We start from the raw sequence: 18,573 nt of genomic DNA, 5'->3' as shown, positions 1-18,573 counted from the left end.
TCAGATTCCAGACGCTTGGAGGGCTCCTTGCAAATCTCTTGAGACTTGCACGCCATAAAAGCTGGAGTTGGCCTAGCGGCTTGGGCGTTCGCGGTGCCGCTCGCGGACGCCGCGCGTTCCTGTGCTGTGTAAAGCACCTGCCGCGAGCAGACCCGCCGCCCGCGCGTGGTTGTGCAGAAGGACAGCAGTCTAGGAAGTGGAGGAAGTCCACGTGACACCGGTTCGTTTACAATACCTCGATCGGGTTCGTCATCCTTTCGGAATGAGGTGAGCCGCACGACGGTCTTCCTCACGGTTGCTCTTGGATAAGCCCTCGATGACGCCGGCGCGATCCGCGGCATTGCGGTTCTGGCTCATCTTCCGTGAGCCATCTAGCCGTGTAATTTGCAATCGCAGGCCGATAATCCCCTCGAGCTCCGCTTTGATGAAATCGGCAGGTGCGTCCGAGACCGCCCAGCGGTCTTTGCTTGAGCGCTCATGTACATCGGTCAGCCGTGTGACTACCTCGCGGAGCCGATCGGAATCCTCGAAGAACTCAACTTGTCCGTAGGCATGCACAGCGACATAGTTCCACGTTGGTACGGCCTCGCCTCTCTCGTGCTTGGTCACGTACCATGAAGGGCTGATATAGGCCTCCGCCCCAGCGAAAATTGCCATCGCCTCTCCGGTTGGTGTCAGCTTCCACTGCGGATTAGCACGCGCCACGTGCGCGTAAATCGTGCCCATCGAGCCTGCGCTCTCGTCGAGTACTACGGGCAGCAACGTTCCAACAAGCCCCTCGTGAGTGGCGGTGACCAGTGTCGCTGTCCGTGCCTCGCGCATTGTTTGTTGAAGGCCGGCGATATCGAGAACTTGGAAGCAGGACGGCGTGTACATCAGTGAAGCTCCCAGACAGCCCGACGGAAGCCGGGCGTCTCATGATTTGAACTGCGGTACGCCTCATTCGGGATCACAGGAACAGCTAGGTTTGGTAGTTGCATTCCAGGGCCTTAGGGCAGCTAGCCCATCAAGCGTCGAAGGCGCAAATCAAAGAGCGCGGTTGCAAGCTGGTCCCGCCGTTGCCTTCGAGCCGTGCGCGTTACGGTGAAACGTGGGATAAGATGTTGCTTTCATTCTGACCGCGTTCTCGAAGCATCGACCGCTGTTTTCATCAGTCGTGAGCCGCTCAATGGCTACCCAGGTCGATTCCATCTGGCACGGTGCCTGCGGCTGCACACCTCGACCGTTGTTTAGCATGCTTCCGATGTTACCAGCCTGCCTTATTGACGACGATCTAATGGCGTTAACGCCGCATGCTGATGGCCCCGTCTAGTTCAGCATCTCGGCTCGAAAATTCAGGTTGTCGTGCGGAATTGCGGAGGTAAGAGAGAGCATCATATGCCTATGAAACACACGATGGAGCACATCAAGCGTTCGTTGTGCGTGCTCTGCGGACTTGCTGCCGTCCTCGGCGTCTCGTCCCTCCTCGGACCGAACGATGTGCGATCGGAGGCCATCATGGGCTTTGGCTCTGCAGCGACGGGCGGGCTGGGAGGCGAGATAGTTCAAGTCAGATCAACCAAGCTCTGAATTATGAGTTATGTCGGTGGTACAGCTTCGGCCAGTGCAATGACGATAGTTCGCGCGAGATCCAGGTAATCGGAACCATAGACTTTACCGGTACGGAGGGGCGAGGCGAAGGGCAGGGGTCCCAATACGGCCGTGCCTGTTCGGCACCTTACAAGCGTGAGTCCCTTCTTCTTATCGATGGAAACGACACGCATTGCGATGGCAAGGAGAAGACGTCGGTCGCATTCGACAGGGCCGGCAAGCGCCCGCTGGAAATTGGCTCAAACAAAACGGTGATCGGCATTGGCTCGGCCGCTATCGGCCGCTTTTTCCCCACGACGAATATTACGCTTTCCTGGAACGACTTCGATGGCAGCGATGTCTATTCCTCCTATTCTAACGGGAAACACTATTGGAACCTCCTGTTTCTTGGTGTCCCGGAGACGATCACTATCGCAAATAACTATTTTCATGAGATCTCGGGGCGGGCGCCGCACATTGACGGTGCGCAGGCCATTATCCATCTCGTTAACAATTACTTCCACAACACGAATGCGCAACACAGCTGCGGAGTTTTCCATGCAGTGGTTGCTGGATCATCTGTGCAAGCACTCGTCGAGGGTAATTACTTCGACAACATTGAAACACCTATAACGACCGGTAGTGGACATATCTTTGCCGTCTTAGGCAAAGCCACCGGGACAATGCCGAGCATCTGCCTCACCGCCCTCGGACGTCGGTGCATCGAGAACATCGCGATCCCAGTGCCGCGGGTCAATGGCTTTCGCCTGGATGAAACCGTAGTTCAATCGTTTGGGTCTCTTCCAAGGTCATCTATTCCTCTTCCATTTCCAGCGGATGAAGCCGGTAGTGATCGCGGCCAGGGCAGGTCCCGGACACCTTCAGAGCAGGTGATGGCTCGTTCGCAGACGCGGCCCGTATTTGGCGGATTGCTGCAAACAGTTGGGCAGGTGCCATACTGGACGAGAACGGCACGCACGGCTCGCTGCTCAAAGTTGCACGAAGGCCGTATGGCGCGTTTCTGTTCGGGTACCGAGCGGTACAATTCCTCTCGGTGTTGCGTGCCTTTCGCCCCGGACCGGGGCGCTAGCCTCAGAGTTTTCACCTCTGGTGTATTTGCGGGTTCGGATTGCAAGAGGATTGGAGGTGCCATCGAGCTCCTGGCAAGCTGTTCGGATCATCAACCTGACGTTCACAGCTCGTGTCCGACTGGCATGGTGCTTGCTCAAGAGTACCCGCAGCGCGAGGTTCGTCATCGAAAGCGAGCGAGATGCACCCTCGTCTGCTTGAACAATCCGCAAAACTTGGAAAAAATTGCAATGAAAGAAACGGCTTCGACCGAGCGTGTCATTCCAGCGACCGACATCGTCAAGCGCGCCGCGCGCATCGGTGTTGAAATCAGAGATATCAAACTTTCGGGTGATTTGCCGAGCCAAACCGTCGCTGCAATCAATAGCCTGCTGCTCGAACATAAAGTGATCTTCTTCCGCGATCAGCGGCATCTTGATGACGCGGAGCAGGAGCGCTTTGCCGCTTGTTTGGGAAAGCTGGTGCCGCATCCCACACTCGGTACGATCAATGGAACGACCTCGATCCTCGAGCTTGATTCCGCGCGTGGAGGTAGCCGAGCCGATGTATGGCACACCGATGGAACCTTTCTAGCGGCTTATCCCAAAGCTGCGGTGCTGCGAGCTATTGTGATCCCATCGTCCGGCGGCGATACGATTTGGTCGAATGCTGTGGCGGCCTACCTCGATCTGCCGCGGCCGCTCCAACGGCTTGCCGACGAACTCTGGACCGTTCACAGCAACGCCTTCGACTACGCCGGGACCTGCCGTGTTCGCGACATCGATCAGAAGCATTTTGATGAGGTCTTTACCAAAACAATCTATGAGACGGAGCATCCGGTGGTCCGTGTACATCCCGAGACCGGCGAGCGCGCGCTGGTGCTCGGCGATCTGGTGCAAAGGTTTATTGATATCCCAAAACGCGACAGCCAGAAGCTGTTTCAACTATTCCAGTCCTATATCACGGCGCCCGAAAATACCGTGCGCTGGACCTGGAAAGAAGGCGATGTCGCGATTTGGGACAATCGCGCAACACAGCATTATGCCCTTAACGATTACGGTGACCAGCATCGCGTCGTTCATCGTGCCACACTCGATGGTGACGCGCCCGTCAGTGTCGATGGTCGATGCAGTGTGACGCGCCTCAAGATGACGAAGCACCCGTCCACGAAAGTTGCCTAGCAGTGCGCGGCAAATTCACATAATTGCACTGGCCTTGTCGCATGTTCGCGCGAATAGATGTTTGCGAAGAGAAGTTAAGCCGAGCAGAACGCCACGCGCAATTGGATGGGAGGAGCTAACGCGCGCGCAGACCCGGGAGGCGACCTACTTGCTGAAGTAAGATGCTCAAGCTCATCTCGTCCGGCCGAAAATGATTCAGCGCCGAGTGGCGCGAGTCATCCGGCCGCGTCCGGTTGACTTTCCCACGGAAGGGGGTGCGTTTCCGCCGACCTTGCGCATCGCCTTTCGGACGACGGCACGACCGTCGGACAGACAGAGCGCGATTGCCGGAGCTGGCTGAATTTTGGCATCTGTGTCGCGGTTCCACTTACCAAGTCTCGTCGCGGGAATCTCCGAGGGCACGATTTCGGCGTTGTCATGGCAGAGTAAGAGCTCGGACGCGAGTCTGACGAGCTGCAGGAGCAGCTAACGTGAAACAATGTCGCTCCGCAAGAGGATACGACTTTTGCGCGATACGGCGCCGGTCTATCGCTCGTAGACCGAATCAGCAAAGGCTCCAAGCTACCATTCCCAACAGCAGGCTACCTTGGACATGCCTAAATTCACGCGGTACCCGGCCTCGCGCCAGGAGCACAGAGATAGCAAAACGCCGCGATGACCTGCCCAAGCCGTTGAAAGGGAACGATTGTGATTTCGACTACATGCCGGTGAATTCACGCCCAGTCCTGAGCCCTTAGAAGAATACGGACGTAGATACTAACATATTCAGGGCGTGTCCGGTTTGCGGTGTGTAGGTAACGCTTGTCGGGTGATTGATGTAGGTCAGTCCTACGGTTGTATATATCCCCGGCGCCAGATGCGCCGTGTACAGTCCTGAAATAGCAGTACTGTCACGGTACGCCAGCTGTTCTTTTGCCAGTGCAGCGTCCACCGCGACATGGCTCCAGATGGTATTGCTGACAACAAGACTCATCTGATCTGTGGGCCGGCTGTCCAATAGGCCCTTCGCATAAAGGCGAATCTCGTAGTATTGACTAGCTCTATTTAGGTCAGGCGGAGCATACATTGCAGAGAGCCCGCCATAGACTCCGCGAGATGCCGAGCCGTGGACGGCAGACTGCCAGAATTGCCTGTCCGCACCTACATAGTAGACGCTGTTGGCCTTGGTCGTCGCTTCTGTCGGATGCTGCAGGTCCGTGTAGCGGCTGTTGTTGAAGCCCGCGCCAGCCCGCAGCCAAGTCTCCATTACACCCGGAGTAGGCTTGTTCCTGTAGGAAAGCTCATCAAGCAAAAGAATGCCTGCGTCGCGCGTGCTCCAGTTCAAGCCAGTGGGATTCTCGCTTACATGCGCATATTGTCCTGCTGGACTGACCGAGCGCTGGATTGAGAGCTTGTTATATAGGCGATCATCAAAATTGTACTTCAGATTAAGAGCCGGCGTTGGCGCCCAATTGTTGCTCACGCCAGCTTGGAACAGCATTTTCGATGAGGGTCCGAACACTTTGTCTCCAGCGCCCGCAAACTCATGTTGGTTCCTGAGGTAGCCCACTTTGAGTTCGATCCTTCTGTCGAATAACGTTTGATAGTAAGAAACTGCATTGAGGCCCAGCCGATCTGGCCCAGCGCTCTGCCATGTCCAGTGTTGATGCTCGGCTCCGACCACGATCTGACCATCGGGAATTCCAAGCCGAGCGAGGTCATAAGTAACGATCATAGAGTTGACCGTACTAAATGTCGGATTCTGGCCGACATATTGCTGATTGGCGATGGTGCTTCTGGCGCCATTGCCGAGTTCATTGTCGACAAACGTGTTTAGCGTCCAGCCAGCAAATCCAATCCCGAGATCCGAAAAATGGGATCTGAGAGAAGCTGTATCCTGATCTATCGTGTCCGCAGGACCAGGAGCAGTGAAAGCGCCACCTCTTTCGCGAAGCTTCTCGAATTTTGCGAATGGGTCGATCGGCTTTTCAATTCTGCTCTTGGCCGTCTCCATGGCGACGTCGCGCTTAATCGTGGTCGAAGCTGTTTTTGGCAAGGAGCTCCTAGAAAGGCGCGCTGCTCCCTTGGGCCGCCCGCTTCGGAATGTGATGGCCGGATCCGAAATTGTTCTGCTTGTTGCCTCATCGAGCTCATCGGGGCTGGGGCTTCTTGGGCCAGAGATCTCGCGACTCGGCGCCGCCGAACTGCTGGCGAGACTAGCTATCAGACAAAGGACAATACGACCTCGTGGCTTCGCAGTTGGTCCAGACATGAAAGCAACGACGCCAGCCAGGTATGCTTGCGTGGATAGCGGCGTTATAACGCAACGATGCATGGTGAGTTTCGCGCTCATCGATTTGAATAAAGTGCACTTCCACTGACGGCCTTAGAGCGGATGTCAAATCTTGTCCCTCAATGTGGTGGGAGACGCTTGACACCAGGCGGCCTCTCTATGTCAGCGAGACCCACCTTGCGCGCTATCACCACAGCGGCGCCGCTTGGCCTACGTGTGGGTACACAGCGCAAAACAACCCAGTCGCTCGATCGCTAATCAAGGCGAGCTTCTGCTGGAGGGTGTCGAGACATTAACGGGCTGCTCGGTGTGCGCGTTCGCTAGCAAGAGATTGGTGGCCGATACACGGAGCCCAGGAACCTTGCGACAAACCCGCTGCCAAAACGAAGGAGAATAGTTTTCAACAGAGAGCAGCGGCAATAGCGGGGCTCGCAGAACAACACGCCCGATCCAAGAAAAGCCGCTCGCTGCTCGGTCGATGGGATGAAGCACGGGCAGGCAGAAGGGGCTAACATCCTTGGCGGCCCGTAAACTCGCCGCCACAAACCCTCGAGTGGCTCTTAGAGGAAGATGGAGGGCACGATTGGAGACAGTTTGATACCTGGGGACGACGAGGCAAGACATTCATCAGCTCCATTGATCGATGAAATCGCGCGGCGACTTCTTATGCGGCCCGAGCGAATTTCACCGCCACTGACTGGCATGTCTCCGTCGTCTCCATCAATTGCTAGGTTTGGTAGTTGACTGAGCGGGAGGTCGGCTGTCGCTGCGTGAATCGTAGCTAATGTGTCGCTCGACTCCACAGCCCCGGCGTTCCCGGCCGATCGGTATCGCAGCGTCGGCGGGTGAATTCTAGGCGTTTGCTTCGATCCACGTCGCGCGAAGCTCTTACAGGGAACGATCTTTTCGAAGACCGTGATCCCGCCGGATCTGGTTGTAGTTGTGGCGCTCGAATATCCTTTGCGCCGTATCACGCATGATTTCGGCTGCCACCGCCGGAGCCAAGGGTCAGATGTCCTTGTCCATCCGGACGAGCTCGATCAGGGTTTTCGATCCGGAAGTCCCTAAACGTCGAGATGTCATCATCTCGACGACATAAGATGATCAGTTCTCGATCTCCAGTTGGTTGGCGGCGTCGCGCAACCAGTCGTCGTCCCCATCGAGATCCTTGGCTACACGGCTAATGGCGGTGATGGGATGAAACTTGTCGAGATGTAGGGTCACGCTGCTTGAGCGAGGAGCATTGTTGTCGGGGCGTCCAATTCCCGGCAGCAGTGCGTCCAGCTTGTCTTCGCGGCGCGGGTCAGGGCGACTCTCCGCCGCACAGCTTCGCACGGCGTCGTTGATCGATTTGGAGCTGGTTGTGAGTGTGCCAGATGAGCGAACGCATTCCTCAGGCTTGCTGGCGCGTGCAGCAAAACGTGATTCATTTCATCCAATCATTGCGTTGGCTGGTCTGAACAGAGGGGGCGCGAAAGTAACAATCGAATGCGGCTGCCACAGCCCGGGTGAGAAAACGATGCTCCGGCCTCACGCGGAGGAATCCCTTTTCCATTTCGACGATCCCATCCTCAGCGAGGATTGCTAAGCGTTCGCCTGAACCGAGCAAGCCGATCGGGTCAAATCCATGAGCAGCGCAAATTGCCGGCACGTCCACCTCGAAATCGCACATTAGCCGCTCAATGATCGCGGCCCGGAGGCGGTCTTCAAGGCTGAGACAGTAGCCCTTTGACGTCGCCAGAAGGCCGGCGTTGATTTGGCCGCTGTAGGAACCCGCTGTAACTTCGTTCTGGACGTAACCCTCGCCAAGCCGGCCGATCGCCGACGGTCCGAAGCCGATCACTTTATTGCAGGTGTCGGCGGAGTAACCGAGTGAATTCCGCCGCAGGCGATCGGCTTTCTGCGCCAGCGCGAGCTCATCGTGCGGCAAGGCGAAATGGTCGAGTCCGATCTGGCGGTAGCCCGCTGCAGTCAGTGTATTGGCCATCGCGGCTGCTTGTTCTGCACGGGCATGGCTGTCTGGCAGCGCTGCCTCGTCGATCAGGCGCTGATTCTTCTTGAAGGAAGGAACGTGCGCGTAGCCGAACACCGCAAGCCGGTCTGGTCGCATTGCCAGCGCCGTTGTCGCGGTCTGAACGCAGGACTGCACCGTCTGATTTGGCAGCCCGTAGATGAGGTCGAAGTTGACGCGCATGATTCCATGCTGCCGCAGCGCCTGGACAACGCGCTCTGTTTGTGTCTCACTCTGGACCCGGTTGATGGCTTTTTGGACAATTGGATCGAAGCTCTGGACGCCGAGGCTCGCGCGGTTCACGCCGGCAGCCGCCAATCCTTCGCATGTGGCGAGCGTGAACGTGCGCGGGTCGATCTCAACAGCAATGGCGGCCGTGTTCGAAATCGCAAAGCGTCGGCGCAGAAGCCCCATCAACCGGCGGAATTCCGTTGGCTCGATGAGGGTCGGCGTTCCACCGCCGAAGTGGACGTCGCTCACAGGCAGCGGTTGCGCAACCTGCGCCGCGACCAAATCGATCTCCTTACGAAGAACCCCCAAAAAGTCGAGGATAGGAGAATGCCGGCGAGTGATGCTTCGAGCGAAGCCACAATACCAGCAAATCGATCGACAGAACGGAATGTGGAAATAGAGCGACACCGATTGGTCAAGCGGCAGCTGCTGCAGCCATCTCTCACAGGCGTCGCCGCCGACTGCTTTGGAGAACTGGGCTACAGTTGGATAGATGGTGTACCAAGGAAGGCGAGCATCGTAATACGTGCTTAAGATCGAGGTCTGCAAGGATTGTTATCCCATCTTTACGAAGTTTTACGTCGCAAGCGAATTGTCCTGCATCCCTTTGCTTGCCAAGGGCGATCGGGACTGTCGCTAGGCAATTGGGAGCTTGCGTGACGGCCGATCTGCGGAAGAAACGCGCTGTCGGATGACGATCCGCTCCCCTCGGACACAGAGAACAAGTTCTGCAAGCGAGATACTCGAATCAACACAGCCACGGCGGGGTCCCCAATTCGTCCGCCTTGATAATCTTTGATCTTCGGCAACGAGACACCCACCAGGGCCGTTTAAGCTGCTAGACCTCGAACTGCTCCACGATTTGACTCGTGCGAGGTTCAATGACCAACATTGATACGGTCCCGTATTCTCCGTCAACTGACAAGGTTGGTAGTTGAGTCTGCGTGGCGTATTCCCCATCGGTCCAGGAATAATGGGTCCGCTTGGCTCCGTCCCGGTATGTAGTGAAATTCGCCAATGAAGGGATTGTCGGTGGGCGTCTTCATGGATCCCTCGCAGAAGAAGTCCTTTCATGCGTCCGTTACTCGGCGGCAATATCGCTACGAGCGAAACTCTCCTATCGGCGGCTCTCGCGCAGCTGGCGTGACGAAATGAGCCGGGTAGGTGAGCGAGAACGGATGGGTGCAATTGAACAGCCGGCCGCCTCAGAGGCGCCGCCGGTTTTGCGCAGACGTCAAGGCACCTACGTTGGTGGTAGCCGTTTTCGTGTGTCTGCGCACCGCAGGAGCCGACCTTTTAAACGACGTCAGGCAATATCCCGCGAGGGCAGCTCGTCAAGCCGCTCCAACGCTAAGCATAGCGCCGCCCGACGACAGGCGATTCTATCGGAGGTTCTTTCGGGAGAACAGGCGAAGATCGAATAGTGGAGCTATCTGGTACTCACCGCTTCACCTTCTTCCGTTTCATCTCCGCCGTCAGCTCAAACCTATCGAAGCCGGCGAGGAAACTCGCGCCTTCGTCTAAACCCAGAAGGTCCGATCACAGTCGGAGGGCCACCGGGCTCACCCCCGGAAACGTCGTACCTCGATGATTTGCCGAGTGTTCAGTCCCAGTCCAGCTCTCCACACGCCTGTCGCAGATATCGAAAGTGGTTGAGGATCAAGCGGCTTCACCCGGTCTCGTGTAGTTCGTTGGGCGCGGTGTGCCGAAAGCTCCGAACACCGCGCAAACCAGGACGGCGGGCGCTTCCCCAAAACGCATACCCGGAAAACTCAATAAGCAGAACGCTCTCTTCTCTCCAATTCAGCGCATCCGGCCTCTTGAGATTGGATGACTTGATGTACGATCGAGCCCTCCTGCCGCGAACGTTCTACTGGACGCCACTGTTCGTCGGATAGGCACAAATCGCGAAACCAAATAGCCCGAATGAACCGACTGCGGCGGCCTAGACCCGGGAGATCGCGGCGCCGATAGCTCTAGACGGTATTCCTGACCGCCTCAGCTAGGATTGCGTAAAGCTGCCGCTTGCTCATTTCCTGAGGCCGCGTTTTTAGCGCCTATTGCAGCAGCTTCTTTCGGACGCGATCGCGGCGGGCAGCCATCAACGTCGGCCCTCCGCTTGGGCACCGATCTAATCTTGGGTTTTGTGCTGTTGGTGGCTTGTGACCTCGACTGAGACCCAACCGAGTCGGCCTGCCGCAAACGGCGTTGCGACTGCACTCGAGATGACCCGCGATCTGCGCGGCACTCTGTCCCTCGGACCAGAGCTGTTTCAGCTGTGCCAATTCTCTTCTATTCCAGCGCATGGAAGATACTTTGTTGCCAGTTCGGACGTCCGTCGCCTCGGCAATGTAAGTGGTCGAGTGGCAAAGGGGCTGCCTGCCCGAGAAAATGACGATAACCGGCTGGGTGCCACAGCTGCGAGTGCTTGCGGCTTGATGTTGACTACCACAAAGGGCGCGTTCGCGCGCCTCCCAATCCTGATAGGGGAGCTTCGCTCGCCTTTCCATTATTCTTCGTTGACGGGGACCAAACCAAAGTCCGTAACATGATTTCAGATTTCGGACCTCGCGCGAAGTCCAGCCATGATCATGCGTGACACATCGTTAGTGCACCGCCCAAGCTCGTCGTGTTTCGAGCGCGCTTCCCCCGAACTCTAGACAGCGCACTCAGCTGATCCAGCAAAAGTGCAAGCCAATGTCAGCGAGACAATCATGACAGCGTTATCGACAGAAAGCGCCTGCGAGAGCACTGATATCCCGCTGAGCCGCCTTGATGTAAGCGAACCCAAGCGCTTCGAGGATGATACCGTTTGGCCTTATTTCGAGCGGCTGCGAAGGGAAGATCCCGTTCATTATTGCGAAAACAGCCCATACGGACCATATTGGTCGATAACAAAATACCGCGACATCATAGCCGTGGACTCAAATCACACAACATTCTCATCAGAGCGAAGCGTCACAATAGTCGACCCGCCGGAGGAGTATTGGACCCCCAGTTTTATCAAAATGAATCCTCCTCTCCATGCTCAGCAACGTAAGACTATCAGTCCGATAGCGGCATCGGAGAACTTGGCAAATCTTGAAGGCTTGATCCGCTCGCGGGTTCAGAAGATTTTGGACGGTTTGCCGCGCAACGATACCTTCAACTGGGTCGACAGGGTCTCGATCGAGTTGACGACCCAAATGCTGGCCACGCTGTTCGATTTTCCATTTCAGGATCGGTGTTTGCTGACCTACTGGTCGGACGTAGCTGCCTTGACTCCACAAATGGGCGACCAGATCGACAGCTGGGAAAAGCGAAAGGTGGTGCTGTCGGAGTGCCTGGACTATTTTACGCGGCTTTGGAGCGAACGGGTCAATTGTGAGCCGCGCGGTGACCTGATCTCGATGATGGCGCATTCACCGGCGACCCGAAACATGGAGCCCCGCGAGTTCCTGGGCAACCTCATTCTGCTGATTGTTGGAGGTAACGATACTACGCGCAACTCAATTACCGGGGGCGTCTTGTTCATGAGTCAAAATCCATCCGAAATGCGAAAACTCCGGGATGATGCTTCGCTGGTGTCCGGCGCGGTATCCGAGATTATACGATACCAAACCCCCATTGCACACATGCGCCGGACCGCTGTGGACGATTTCATGATAGGCCACAAGCGAATCAGGCGAGGCGACAAAGTTGTGATGTGGTACATCTCTGGCAACCGAGATGACGAGGTCATTGCGAGAGCCAACAGCTTCATCATCGATCGGGAAAATGTACGGCAACATCTCTCTTTCGGATTTGGGATTCATCGCTGCGTGGGTAGGCGCCTTGCCGAGCTGCAGCTGAAAATCCTGTGGGAGGAGATGCTGAATCGATGTTTGGAGGTAAATGTGGTCGGCGAACCGGAGCGAGTTCAATCGAATTTTGTGCACGGTTATTCCGCACTGCCGGTGCAGATCCCAGGTTAGTCTCTGCTGCGGCCGACCTTCAACACTGTCATGCCGTTCAGAGCCGGCGGTTAGGACAATGACTTTCTGGAGACCAGTTTTCTGGGTAAGTTCACCGGCGTTGCGTGACGGGCTTACGGTTGTTTCGAAGGTTGCGGGCAGGGGCCGCTATCGCGTCGAGGATTTTGGCCGGGCGGCTACGATACTCATCACGGCCTGCTGGAGCCGTGCCAGCGTTCAAAGTCTAGGGAAGCAGTCCGTCCAGTCGATGAACTGAATGACCAGAGACTGGCCATACGAGGGGGCTTACTTCATGTGAAGACGAGGACAAGCAGGCTCGAGCAGAGTAGCGCAAATCCGGCTGCGGTCAGCCCGAGGAAACTGCTGGAGACAAGATCATGACTGCCCATGAACGACCTCTGCGGCGAGGAATAGAGATCGGCAATCGCCGCTCCGCTTCCCTTTCTGGCCAATCTCGGCATTGTTATTCAAATGAGCCGCATAATTCCTGCCGGTCTCGTGGCAGAGCGCACTTTTCCAGCAAGATCGAGCGACAGTTCGCCGCGTTCCGGCGGGCATCCTCGTTAGTGCTCTCGTGGTTGCAAACGGATCGCTCCGCCAGAAGCTGAGTAGACCAGAGCATCTTGACAGCAAAACTCACTCAATCGTGCCGTCCGCGTTTGAGCGCTTGCAGGATTGAGCGCCCATCTGAACGGCCGCCGCGGATTTGGCGGAGGCTCCAAGTCTTGAGAAGGTGGAGCCATGACAAGCAAGACGACGAGAAATGTTCACCCGAGGCCCGAGCCCGAGGGGGTCGTATAGCTCTGTATCAGGCCAACGAGCACAGGTCGCGCTGGACGACGGTGACTTCCATTGCGGCCAAGATTGGCTGCACGCGCAGACCTTGCATGACTGAGTCAAGTAGGTCGAGATCGACAGTGGGCAGCGGGCCGGCGTTCCGACCGAGCTGGCCGAGAAGCCCAAGGCTCTGGAACGGAAGAACCGCGAGCTTCGCCAGCCAACGAGATCCTGCGCAAGGCAAGCGCTTATTTTGCGACGGCGGAGCTCGACCGCCGGTCCAAGCCATGATCGCATCGACGATGATCGTGCGGCGCGTGGGGTTGAGCCGATCTGCAAGATGTTGCCGATCGCCCCCTCGACCTACCGCGGAAGCAGATTATTCCCAAAGGCGGGCGACATGCCACCAGCGATGTTCAGATCTTCGGCAAAGGCGATCTCGGGGCAATAGCTCTCATTGGTAGAGCACGAAGAGATCGCGCCTCTCAAGGTGCAGGGCCAATCGATCCAACAGATTGGACGTCGCCTGGGGCGGGCTGATTCGACAGTCTCGCGTGAACTGCGGCGCAACGGCCGCCCGCGCCGAACCAGAGGGCCATGGCCGCCCATGTGAGGACCATAGCGCCCGCATGAGGCCGGCCCGGCGCTCAGGGAAATGCGAGAGCCCGGAAATCCGAGCCGTACGGGACGATTCCGTCCTCCTCGCAACGAGACGTTTCGAACGCGGCGCGATCGTTTCAAACGCAAGCGCCGCGCGAATTGCGAGGATACCAAGCCGCGTCAAACCATGAATTCACTTCTGCACGCGAGAGGCTTTTAACCGCTCGGCAAATGTGCGCTATACCGAGTGCAAAGAGGGCACTAGCCTTATCGCATTATCCCTCGAAAGGAGAGATGGAGCGTGAGCGAATTTACGGGAGAGGTTCAAGCGAACATGGGCCTGGTCTTGGATCAGGTCTGTGCGGGGCTGCCGAATGGCGGTGACCACGAGAGCCGCCGGTATGTCGCTGAGCAACTGATCCAAGCGGTACGTGCGGGAAAAACGACTCTGGGGGAGCTGACCTCTGCGGGACGTCGCGCTGTCGTCTATCTGAAGAATGCGCCGAAATCAGCCTAGCAGTCCCTTGTTGCCGGCCCGATCTGCCCTGCGTTCGCTCGCAGGCAACCGCGTACCCGACAGACCTCGTGGTGTTAGGGCACATTGACGGGTGGCATGGGCGCCGTCGGGCGCGGCATGAACGCGCTTTGGCGGTGGCCGCGTGCCGCCAATATGATCGCGAAAGCCGTGAGAACGATCAGGAGTCCACGCATATCGACAGATTACTCGGAGAGCTGTATCGCAATTATGAAACGGCTCATAGCCGGTGTGCCGAATCAACAAGAAACGAAGCTGTTGTATCATTCGATGAGGCGAACGCGGTTGGACTGCAAAGCGCCAAAGTCATAACGCTTGGTCTTGCGGCAAGACGGCAAAGTCATGCCTTTTGTGCCGAAAACGTGCGTACGGGCCTCGTTGGAAGCAGAAATCTGCGGCGGATTTCAATCGTAGGATCAATCGCTGGATGCCTTCGTTCTTGGCCTTCTCTTGGGCTTTCGTCCCCGTCACGAGTCCACCGAACGGGCCGCGGATCATGAGCGTCTAGGCCTCCAAGCTTCTCCTGACCACTTGCGACAGAGGCTGACCCACGAGCTGTTCGTAAGCGCCAGGATCCGTCGCGCCCTCGGTATTGATGAGGAAGACCCGTGCGTCAGGTTCAAGACCAGTCAAGCGCGCGAGGTCGAATCGGCCGCAACTTTCAGCAACCCTGCCAGACCAACCCCGCCACTTTCGCCTGCAACGATAGCCGGATCACCGTCCCGGGGATTGGCCAAACGGTTCATAACCCCGACGGCCTCGTCATCGACAATCATAAAAGCGTCGGCTGCGCGCGAAAGGATGCGCCAAGCGACGAGCGAAGGTTCGTAGCACTCTAGCATCGCCATCACTGTCGGATGCCCATGAGCTACCTTGACGCAATGCCCGGTTCGAGCGCTTTCAAACAGGCACGCTGCGCGCGATGGATCGACAACCGTGAAGGACGGGCGACTATCACCTAACGACACCGAAAAATGTCCAAGACCGCTGCGGCAAGTCCACCGACTCCTGACTGGACGAGGACGTGGGTCGGAGGTTCGGGCAACTGTCGTAGTGCTTCAGTCAGGAGCGCGGAGATCCCTGCATTACCAGACCAGGGATAGCCCGGCCAGGACCTGTCAGACACCGTGATTCAGCCGTTCTCTGCGGCAACTCGGGATGCTTCGGCAACGGAGTCATCGTAGTTGCCGCTGACGCGGATCATCTGCGCGCCATGTGGGACGATTGCTGCGCTACGCTGATCGCTGACGCCCGAGTGAATGAATATAGCGCAGTTCGCCCCCACGAGCTGAGCGCCGTGCGCTACGGACCTGCCATGATTGCCGTCCGTTGGCGCAGGATACCGTCATCCCCCGTGCTACGGCCTTCACCTCAGGTGCGTGAAGCTCCGAGATGTCAACAGCCCTGCCGAGGCGCGGAGTTGCTTGCTTCTAAGACGAGCCGGATGACGGCATAGGAGCCGCCCAAAGCCTTGAAACTGCCAAGCCCGAGCCGGTGACCCTCGTCGTTGACTTGGACCGAGCCCACGCCAATCTCGTGGGCGAGGCCCGGCAAGGAAATCAGCGCTGTTTCCTTGTGGCCATTGCGATATCAAGAAACCGTTCCACCTCGCACGCAGCTTCGCGACTCAGCATGTTGCCATCCGCACTATCCAAAGGCGCCCGGTGGTCAGTGCGATGGTTAGGAAGCAACATGGTTCGAGTTGGCGCCGATCTAAGCATCGCGGCGATGCGCTTGCCGAAACACTAGCGGCAATCCCAGCGATGTCACGCCTTCTCGCTAATCCGCAAGAAAGGGAGGCCGCTCTCGATGACGACCCCGACGGTGCTCAGGCTCGGGCGGGTGATGCTGATGTTTGAAGATCCGGCAGGAGGGCGTTGCGGCCATCGCTCACCCGTTCCCGGCTGCACTCCTCGTTTTGAGCACGAGGAAGGATGACGATTTCTAGGCCGTGGACACGAACTCGGTCCTCATCACGTACCCAGATCCAGCGGCACGAGAGCAAAAGGCAGCAGAGGCAAGCGCGTTGGATTGCAGTGGCGGGCCTTGCTCCCAGCCGGTTGATGCGTGCCTTCATGTTCTGCCGGCACGGACGGCCAAAGCGCGGCCGAAGTCGAACCAGCATCGACGCTGGTCGTGATCCCGTTGCACGGTGAAGCAAGGACCTCCGATGGCAAGGCGTCCTTCGTAGCCGAATGGAGACTCTGCGCGCTATTCGAGCGCGGAAATTCGGCAGCGTGAACTCGTGCGCCGTGCGAAGAGTAGCGTTGGCCCCAGCCCGCAGATGATGGCGCCTGATGCCTGTCGCGCCTGAACGAAGAATGAGGGCCTTTTTTGCAAAGCCATCCCTCGTCTTCTGTCCCCAATAGGTCACAATCAGGTCTACGCTCGTGTTGAGTGCGAGCGAAATGAGCCCAGGACGATGAACTGCATGCTGACACTCCCAGATGGGTCGACGAGTTGCGGGATGAACACGAGAAAGCATGCGGCTGTATTGGGGTTGAGCGCCTCTATGACGATGCCCTGGCGAAAAGCAGAATGCGCATCTGTCGTCTGCAATTCTATCGGATCGACGCTTGTCTCGCGCCACGCCTTAATCCCGAGCCAGATGAGATATAGGCCTCTGGCGATCTTTAGGAAGGTGAACGCTTCTGCGCTTGCGACAACACGGGCAGACAGACCGACGGTGCCGCCGAAAACGTGGACAAGCCCTCCGGTACCCAGGCCAACGCTCGATGCGAGCCCTTCACTTCTGCCGCCAGCAAGCGTGCGGGCCACAATATAGAAGAGACCCTGGCCCGGCGTGACCACCACAAACAATGCCACCACCAGGAACAAAAAGAACGTATGCGAGTTGAACATCGCTCAACTTATCGTTTCAACTGGCGTTAGCGGCGCCAATCTTCTTGCATGATGGCTAGACCCGTTTCACGCCCGAGTGCAATTGCAGAAAGCTCAGGACTGCAGCGGCCGTTTGGCTCGCTACAAAGCCATTTGTAACGCCGCCGGCCGGCCGCTGGACGGTTTTGGCTCATTTGCGCTCTTGTCGGAAGACGGAATGCACAGCCGACGCCTCGCAGGCCTTTGCGCCGACGAAAGCGGCGGCGCGTGACTGAGCGACCCAAGGCTTCGCGGTCATGGTTGTCCAACAGTCGGATGACCAGTTTCGGCTGCTCGAAGAAGGAATGCACGTCTTCTCTGAGAGATGTTCCTACTGCCGGGTTGACGGCCTTGACCAGAACCAGAGGACGTCAATCTGGTACAGCAAGAATGCCGCAGACTGGCTCTATGGAAGGAACCAGTTCTAGCCTACATCGGTGTCATGAATGCTCCACAGCATAGGCCACCGAGATGAGCAATGAAAGCGCTCACCTGCACTCTGACCCAGCGATCGGCGCACCGGTTTACAAGACCTGGATGTGCGCGCTCTGCGGGGTTGTTTACAGCGAGCGGGAGGGATGGCCGGACGAGGGCATTCCGCCGGGCACTCGCTGGGAAGACGTCCCCGACGAGTGGATCTGCCCCGATTGCGGCGCAGACAAGAGTGAATTCCAGATGACTGAGGTCTGAACGAAATCCCGTTGATGCTGCGAGCAGCGTGCGCGGCATTCATCACTTGCCAGGGAGCTAGCATGTACGTCCCCCCACATTTCGCCGAGTCGCGCCCTGAGGCGCTTCACGATCTCATCAACAAAAATCCTCTCGGCATCCTCTTTACTAACGGGAAGAGCGGGCTCGACGCAAATCACCTGCCTTTCGAGTTGCACGCGAAGGAAGGGCAGCAGGGCGTGCTTCATTCACATGTGGCTCGCGCAAATCCCATTTGGCAGGATATCGCGACGGGAAACGAGGTGCTGATCGTATTCCGCGCCGGGGATGCCTACATCGCGCCGAACTGGTATCCGAGCAAGGTCGAGTTCAAGAAGCAGGTCCCGTCCTGGAACTATATGGTGGCTCATGTGTACGGACGCGTGACAATCCGCGACGATGAGCGTTACGTTCGTGGCATGGTCGCGCGGCTGACGCGCATCCATGAGGCGAAGCAGGCCGATCCTTGGAAGATGACTGACAGCCCCAAGGACTACATCGATATGATGCTCAAGATGATCGTCGGAATCGAGATCGAGATCACACGACTCGTGGGCAAGTCGAAGCTTAGTCAGAATAAAGAGGTCCGGGACATTCTCGGTGCAGGGAACGCGCTCAAGGCCCAGGGCAAGGATGTGATCGGCGATGCAATGCTGGCCGCCGCTGTGGCCAAAGCGGAGCAGGCCTGACTCATATCCGACGGAGCGACATGCTCGGAGAAATCGTGGCGCAACGACCTACTTGTGATCCTCGGGTATGACGGGGCCAAACCCATCGGCGGCCCTGCG

11 protein-coding genes, 3 pseudogenes and 1 other annotated feature are annotated in these 18,573 nt (G+C 57.5%); of the genes and pseudogenes, 7 read left to right on the top strand and 7 right to left on the bottom strand.

What is annotated here, in order from left to right; all coding sequences use genetic code 11:
- Positions 1-249: 249 nt before the first annotated feature.
- The gene (locus ACVIN2_RS13880; RefSeq protein WP_007600152.1) at positions 250-876 is read right to left on the bottom strand and encodes an FMN-binding negative transcriptional regulator; all 627 of its coding nucleotides are present in this window, start codon (positions 874-876) and stop codon (positions 250-252) included.
- Between the two features lie 2,012 nt (positions 877-2,888).
- Here ACVIN2_RS13880 and ACVIN2_RS13875 point away from each other — a divergent pair.
- Positions 2,889-3,818, top strand: coding sequence for a TauD/TfdA dioxygenase family protein (locus ACVIN2_RS13875; protein WP_007600153.1), 930 nt, complete (start codon positions 2,889-2,891; stop codon positions 3,816-3,818).
- Between the two features lie 733 nt (positions 3,819-4,551).
- Here the strand turns inward: ACVIN2_RS13875 and ACVIN2_RS13870 are convergent.
- From ACVIN2_RS13870 to ACVIN2_RS13855, 4 genes are all read right to left on the bottom strand, one after another.
- A complete protein-coding gene (locus ACVIN2_RS13870) occupies positions 4,552-5,853 on the bottom strand; it encodes a carbohydrate porin (RefSeq protein WP_456766019.1) in 1,302 nt (433 codons plus the stop codon).
- 1,341 nt (positions 5,854-7,194) lie between these two features.
- On the bottom strand, positions 7,195-7,425 hold the full coding sequence (locus tag ACVIN2_RS13865; RefSeq protein ID WP_157158633.1) for a hypothetical protein: 231 nt from the start codon (positions 7,423-7,425) through the stop codon (positions 7,195-7,197).
- Positions 7,426-7,516: 91 nt separating this feature from the next.
- Positions 7,517-8,881, bottom strand: coding sequence for an oxygen-independent coproporphyrinogen III oxidase (gene hemN, locus ACVIN2_RS13860; RefSeq protein WP_456766018.1), 1,365 nt, complete (start codon positions 8,879-8,881; stop codon positions 7,517-7,519).
- A 1,508-nt stretch (positions 8,882-10,389) separates the two neighbouring features.
- Positions 10,390-10,638, bottom strand: coding sequence for a GcrA family cell cycle regulator (locus ACVIN2_RS13855; RefSeq protein WP_456769714.1), 249 nt, complete (start codon positions 10,636-10,638; stop codon positions 10,390-10,392).
- A 408-nt stretch (positions 10,639-11,046) separates the two neighbouring features.
- On the opposite strand from ACVIN2_RS13855, the gene ACVIN2_RS13850 reads away from it, so the two are divergent.
- The 4 genes and pseudogenes from ACVIN2_RS13850 to ACVIN2_RS13835 all read left to right on the top strand — a co-directional run bounded on the left by ACVIN2_RS13850 (position 11,047) and on the right by ACVIN2_RS13835 (position 14,179).
- On the top strand, positions 11,047-12,285 hold the full coding sequence (locus ACVIN2_RS13850; RefSeq protein ID WP_456766017.1) for a cytochrome P450: 1,239 nt from the start codon (positions 11,047-11,049) through the stop codon (positions 12,283-12,285).
- A 725-nt stretch (positions 12,286-13,010) separates the two neighbouring features.
- Positions 13,011-13,429, top strand: a pseudogene (locus tag ACVIN2_RS13845) (IS3 family transposase); the annotation flags it as partial.
- Positions 13,308-13,420, top strand: a sequence feature (AL1L pseudoknot). Its footprint overlaps the pseudogene before it by 113 nt.
- Positions 13,430-13,432: 3 nt before the next feature.
- Positions 13,433-13,645, top strand: a pseudogene (locus ACVIN2_RS13840) (helix-turn-helix domain-containing protein); the annotation flags it as partial.
- Between the two features lie 318 nt (positions 13,646-13,963).
- A complete protein-coding gene (locus ACVIN2_RS13835) occupies positions 13,964-14,179 on the top strand; it encodes a hypothetical protein (RefSeq protein WP_085348737.1) in 216 nt (71 codons plus the stop codon).
- A gap of 522 nt (positions 14,180-14,701) precedes the next feature.
- Here ACVIN2_RS13835 and ACVIN2_RS13830 read toward each other — a convergent pair.
- Positions 14,702-15,891 (bottom strand): annotated as a pseudogene (locus ACVIN2_RS13830) (diaminopropionate ammonia-lyase).
- Between the two features lie 688 nt (positions 15,892-16,579).
- A complete protein-coding gene (locus tag ACVIN2_RS13825) occupies positions 16,580-17,059 on the bottom strand; it encodes a LysE family translocator (protein WP_456766016.1) in 480 nt (159 codons plus the stop codon).
- A 489-nt stretch (positions 17,060-17,548) separates the two neighbouring features.
- Here ACVIN2_RS13825 and ACVIN2_RS13820 point away from each other — a divergent pair, with 489 nt between their 5' ends.
- Together ACVIN2_RS13820 and ACVIN2_RS13815 are read left to right on the top strand one after the other, a co-directional pair.
- Positions 17,549-17,767 carry a rubredoxin gene (locus tag ACVIN2_RS13820; RefSeq protein ID WP_456766015.1) on the top strand — a complete coding sequence of 73 codons (219 nt, stop codon included), beginning with the start codon at positions 17,549-17,551 and terminating at the stop codon, positions 17,765-17,767.
- Positions 17,768-17,829: 62 nt separating this feature from the next.
- Entirely contained in the window at positions 17,830-18,474 is a 645-nt protein-coding gene (locus tag ACVIN2_RS13815; RefSeq protein WP_007600163.1) for an FMN-binding negative transcriptional regulator, read from the top strand.
- The last annotated feature ends 99 nt before the right edge of the window (positions 18,475-18,573 follow it).

The organism is Bradyrhizobium sp. USDA 3650, from assembly GCF_054057395.1.
Note: the sequence above shows the minus strand (reverse complement) of the source record. Positions and strands in the feature narration are given on the sequence as shown.

Bases quoted from the DNA above. Each gene is read 5' to 3' on its own strand.
- ACVIN2_RS13875 (WP_007600153.1), top strand. From the start codon at position 2,889: ATGAAAGAAACGGCTTCGACCGAGCGTGTCATTCCAGCGACCGACATC.
- ACVIN2_RS13815 (WP_007600163.1), top strand. From the start codon at position 17,830: ATGTACGTCCCCCCACATTTCGCCGAGTCGCGCCCTGAGGCGCTTCAC.
- ACVIN2_RS13880 (WP_007600152.1), bottom strand. From the start codon at position 876: ATGTACACGCCGTCCTGCTTCCAAGTTCTCGATATCGCCGGCCTTCAA.
- ACVIN2_RS13820 (WP_456766015.1), top strand. From the start codon at position 17,549: ATGAGCAATGAAAGCGCTCACCTGCACTCTGACCCAGCGATCGGCGCA.
- ACVIN2_RS13850 (WP_456766017.1), top strand. From the start codon at position 11,047: ATGACAGCGTTATCGACAGAAAGCGCCTGCGAGAGCACTGATATCCCG.
- ACVIN2_RS13855 (WP_456769714.1), bottom strand. From the start codon at position 10,638: ATGCGCTGGAATAGAAGAGAATTGGCACAGCTGAAACAGCTCTGGTCC.
- ACVIN2_RS13825 (WP_456766016.1), bottom strand. From the start codon at position 17,059: ATGTTCAACTCGCATACGTTCTTTTTGTTCCTGGTGGTGGCATTGTTT.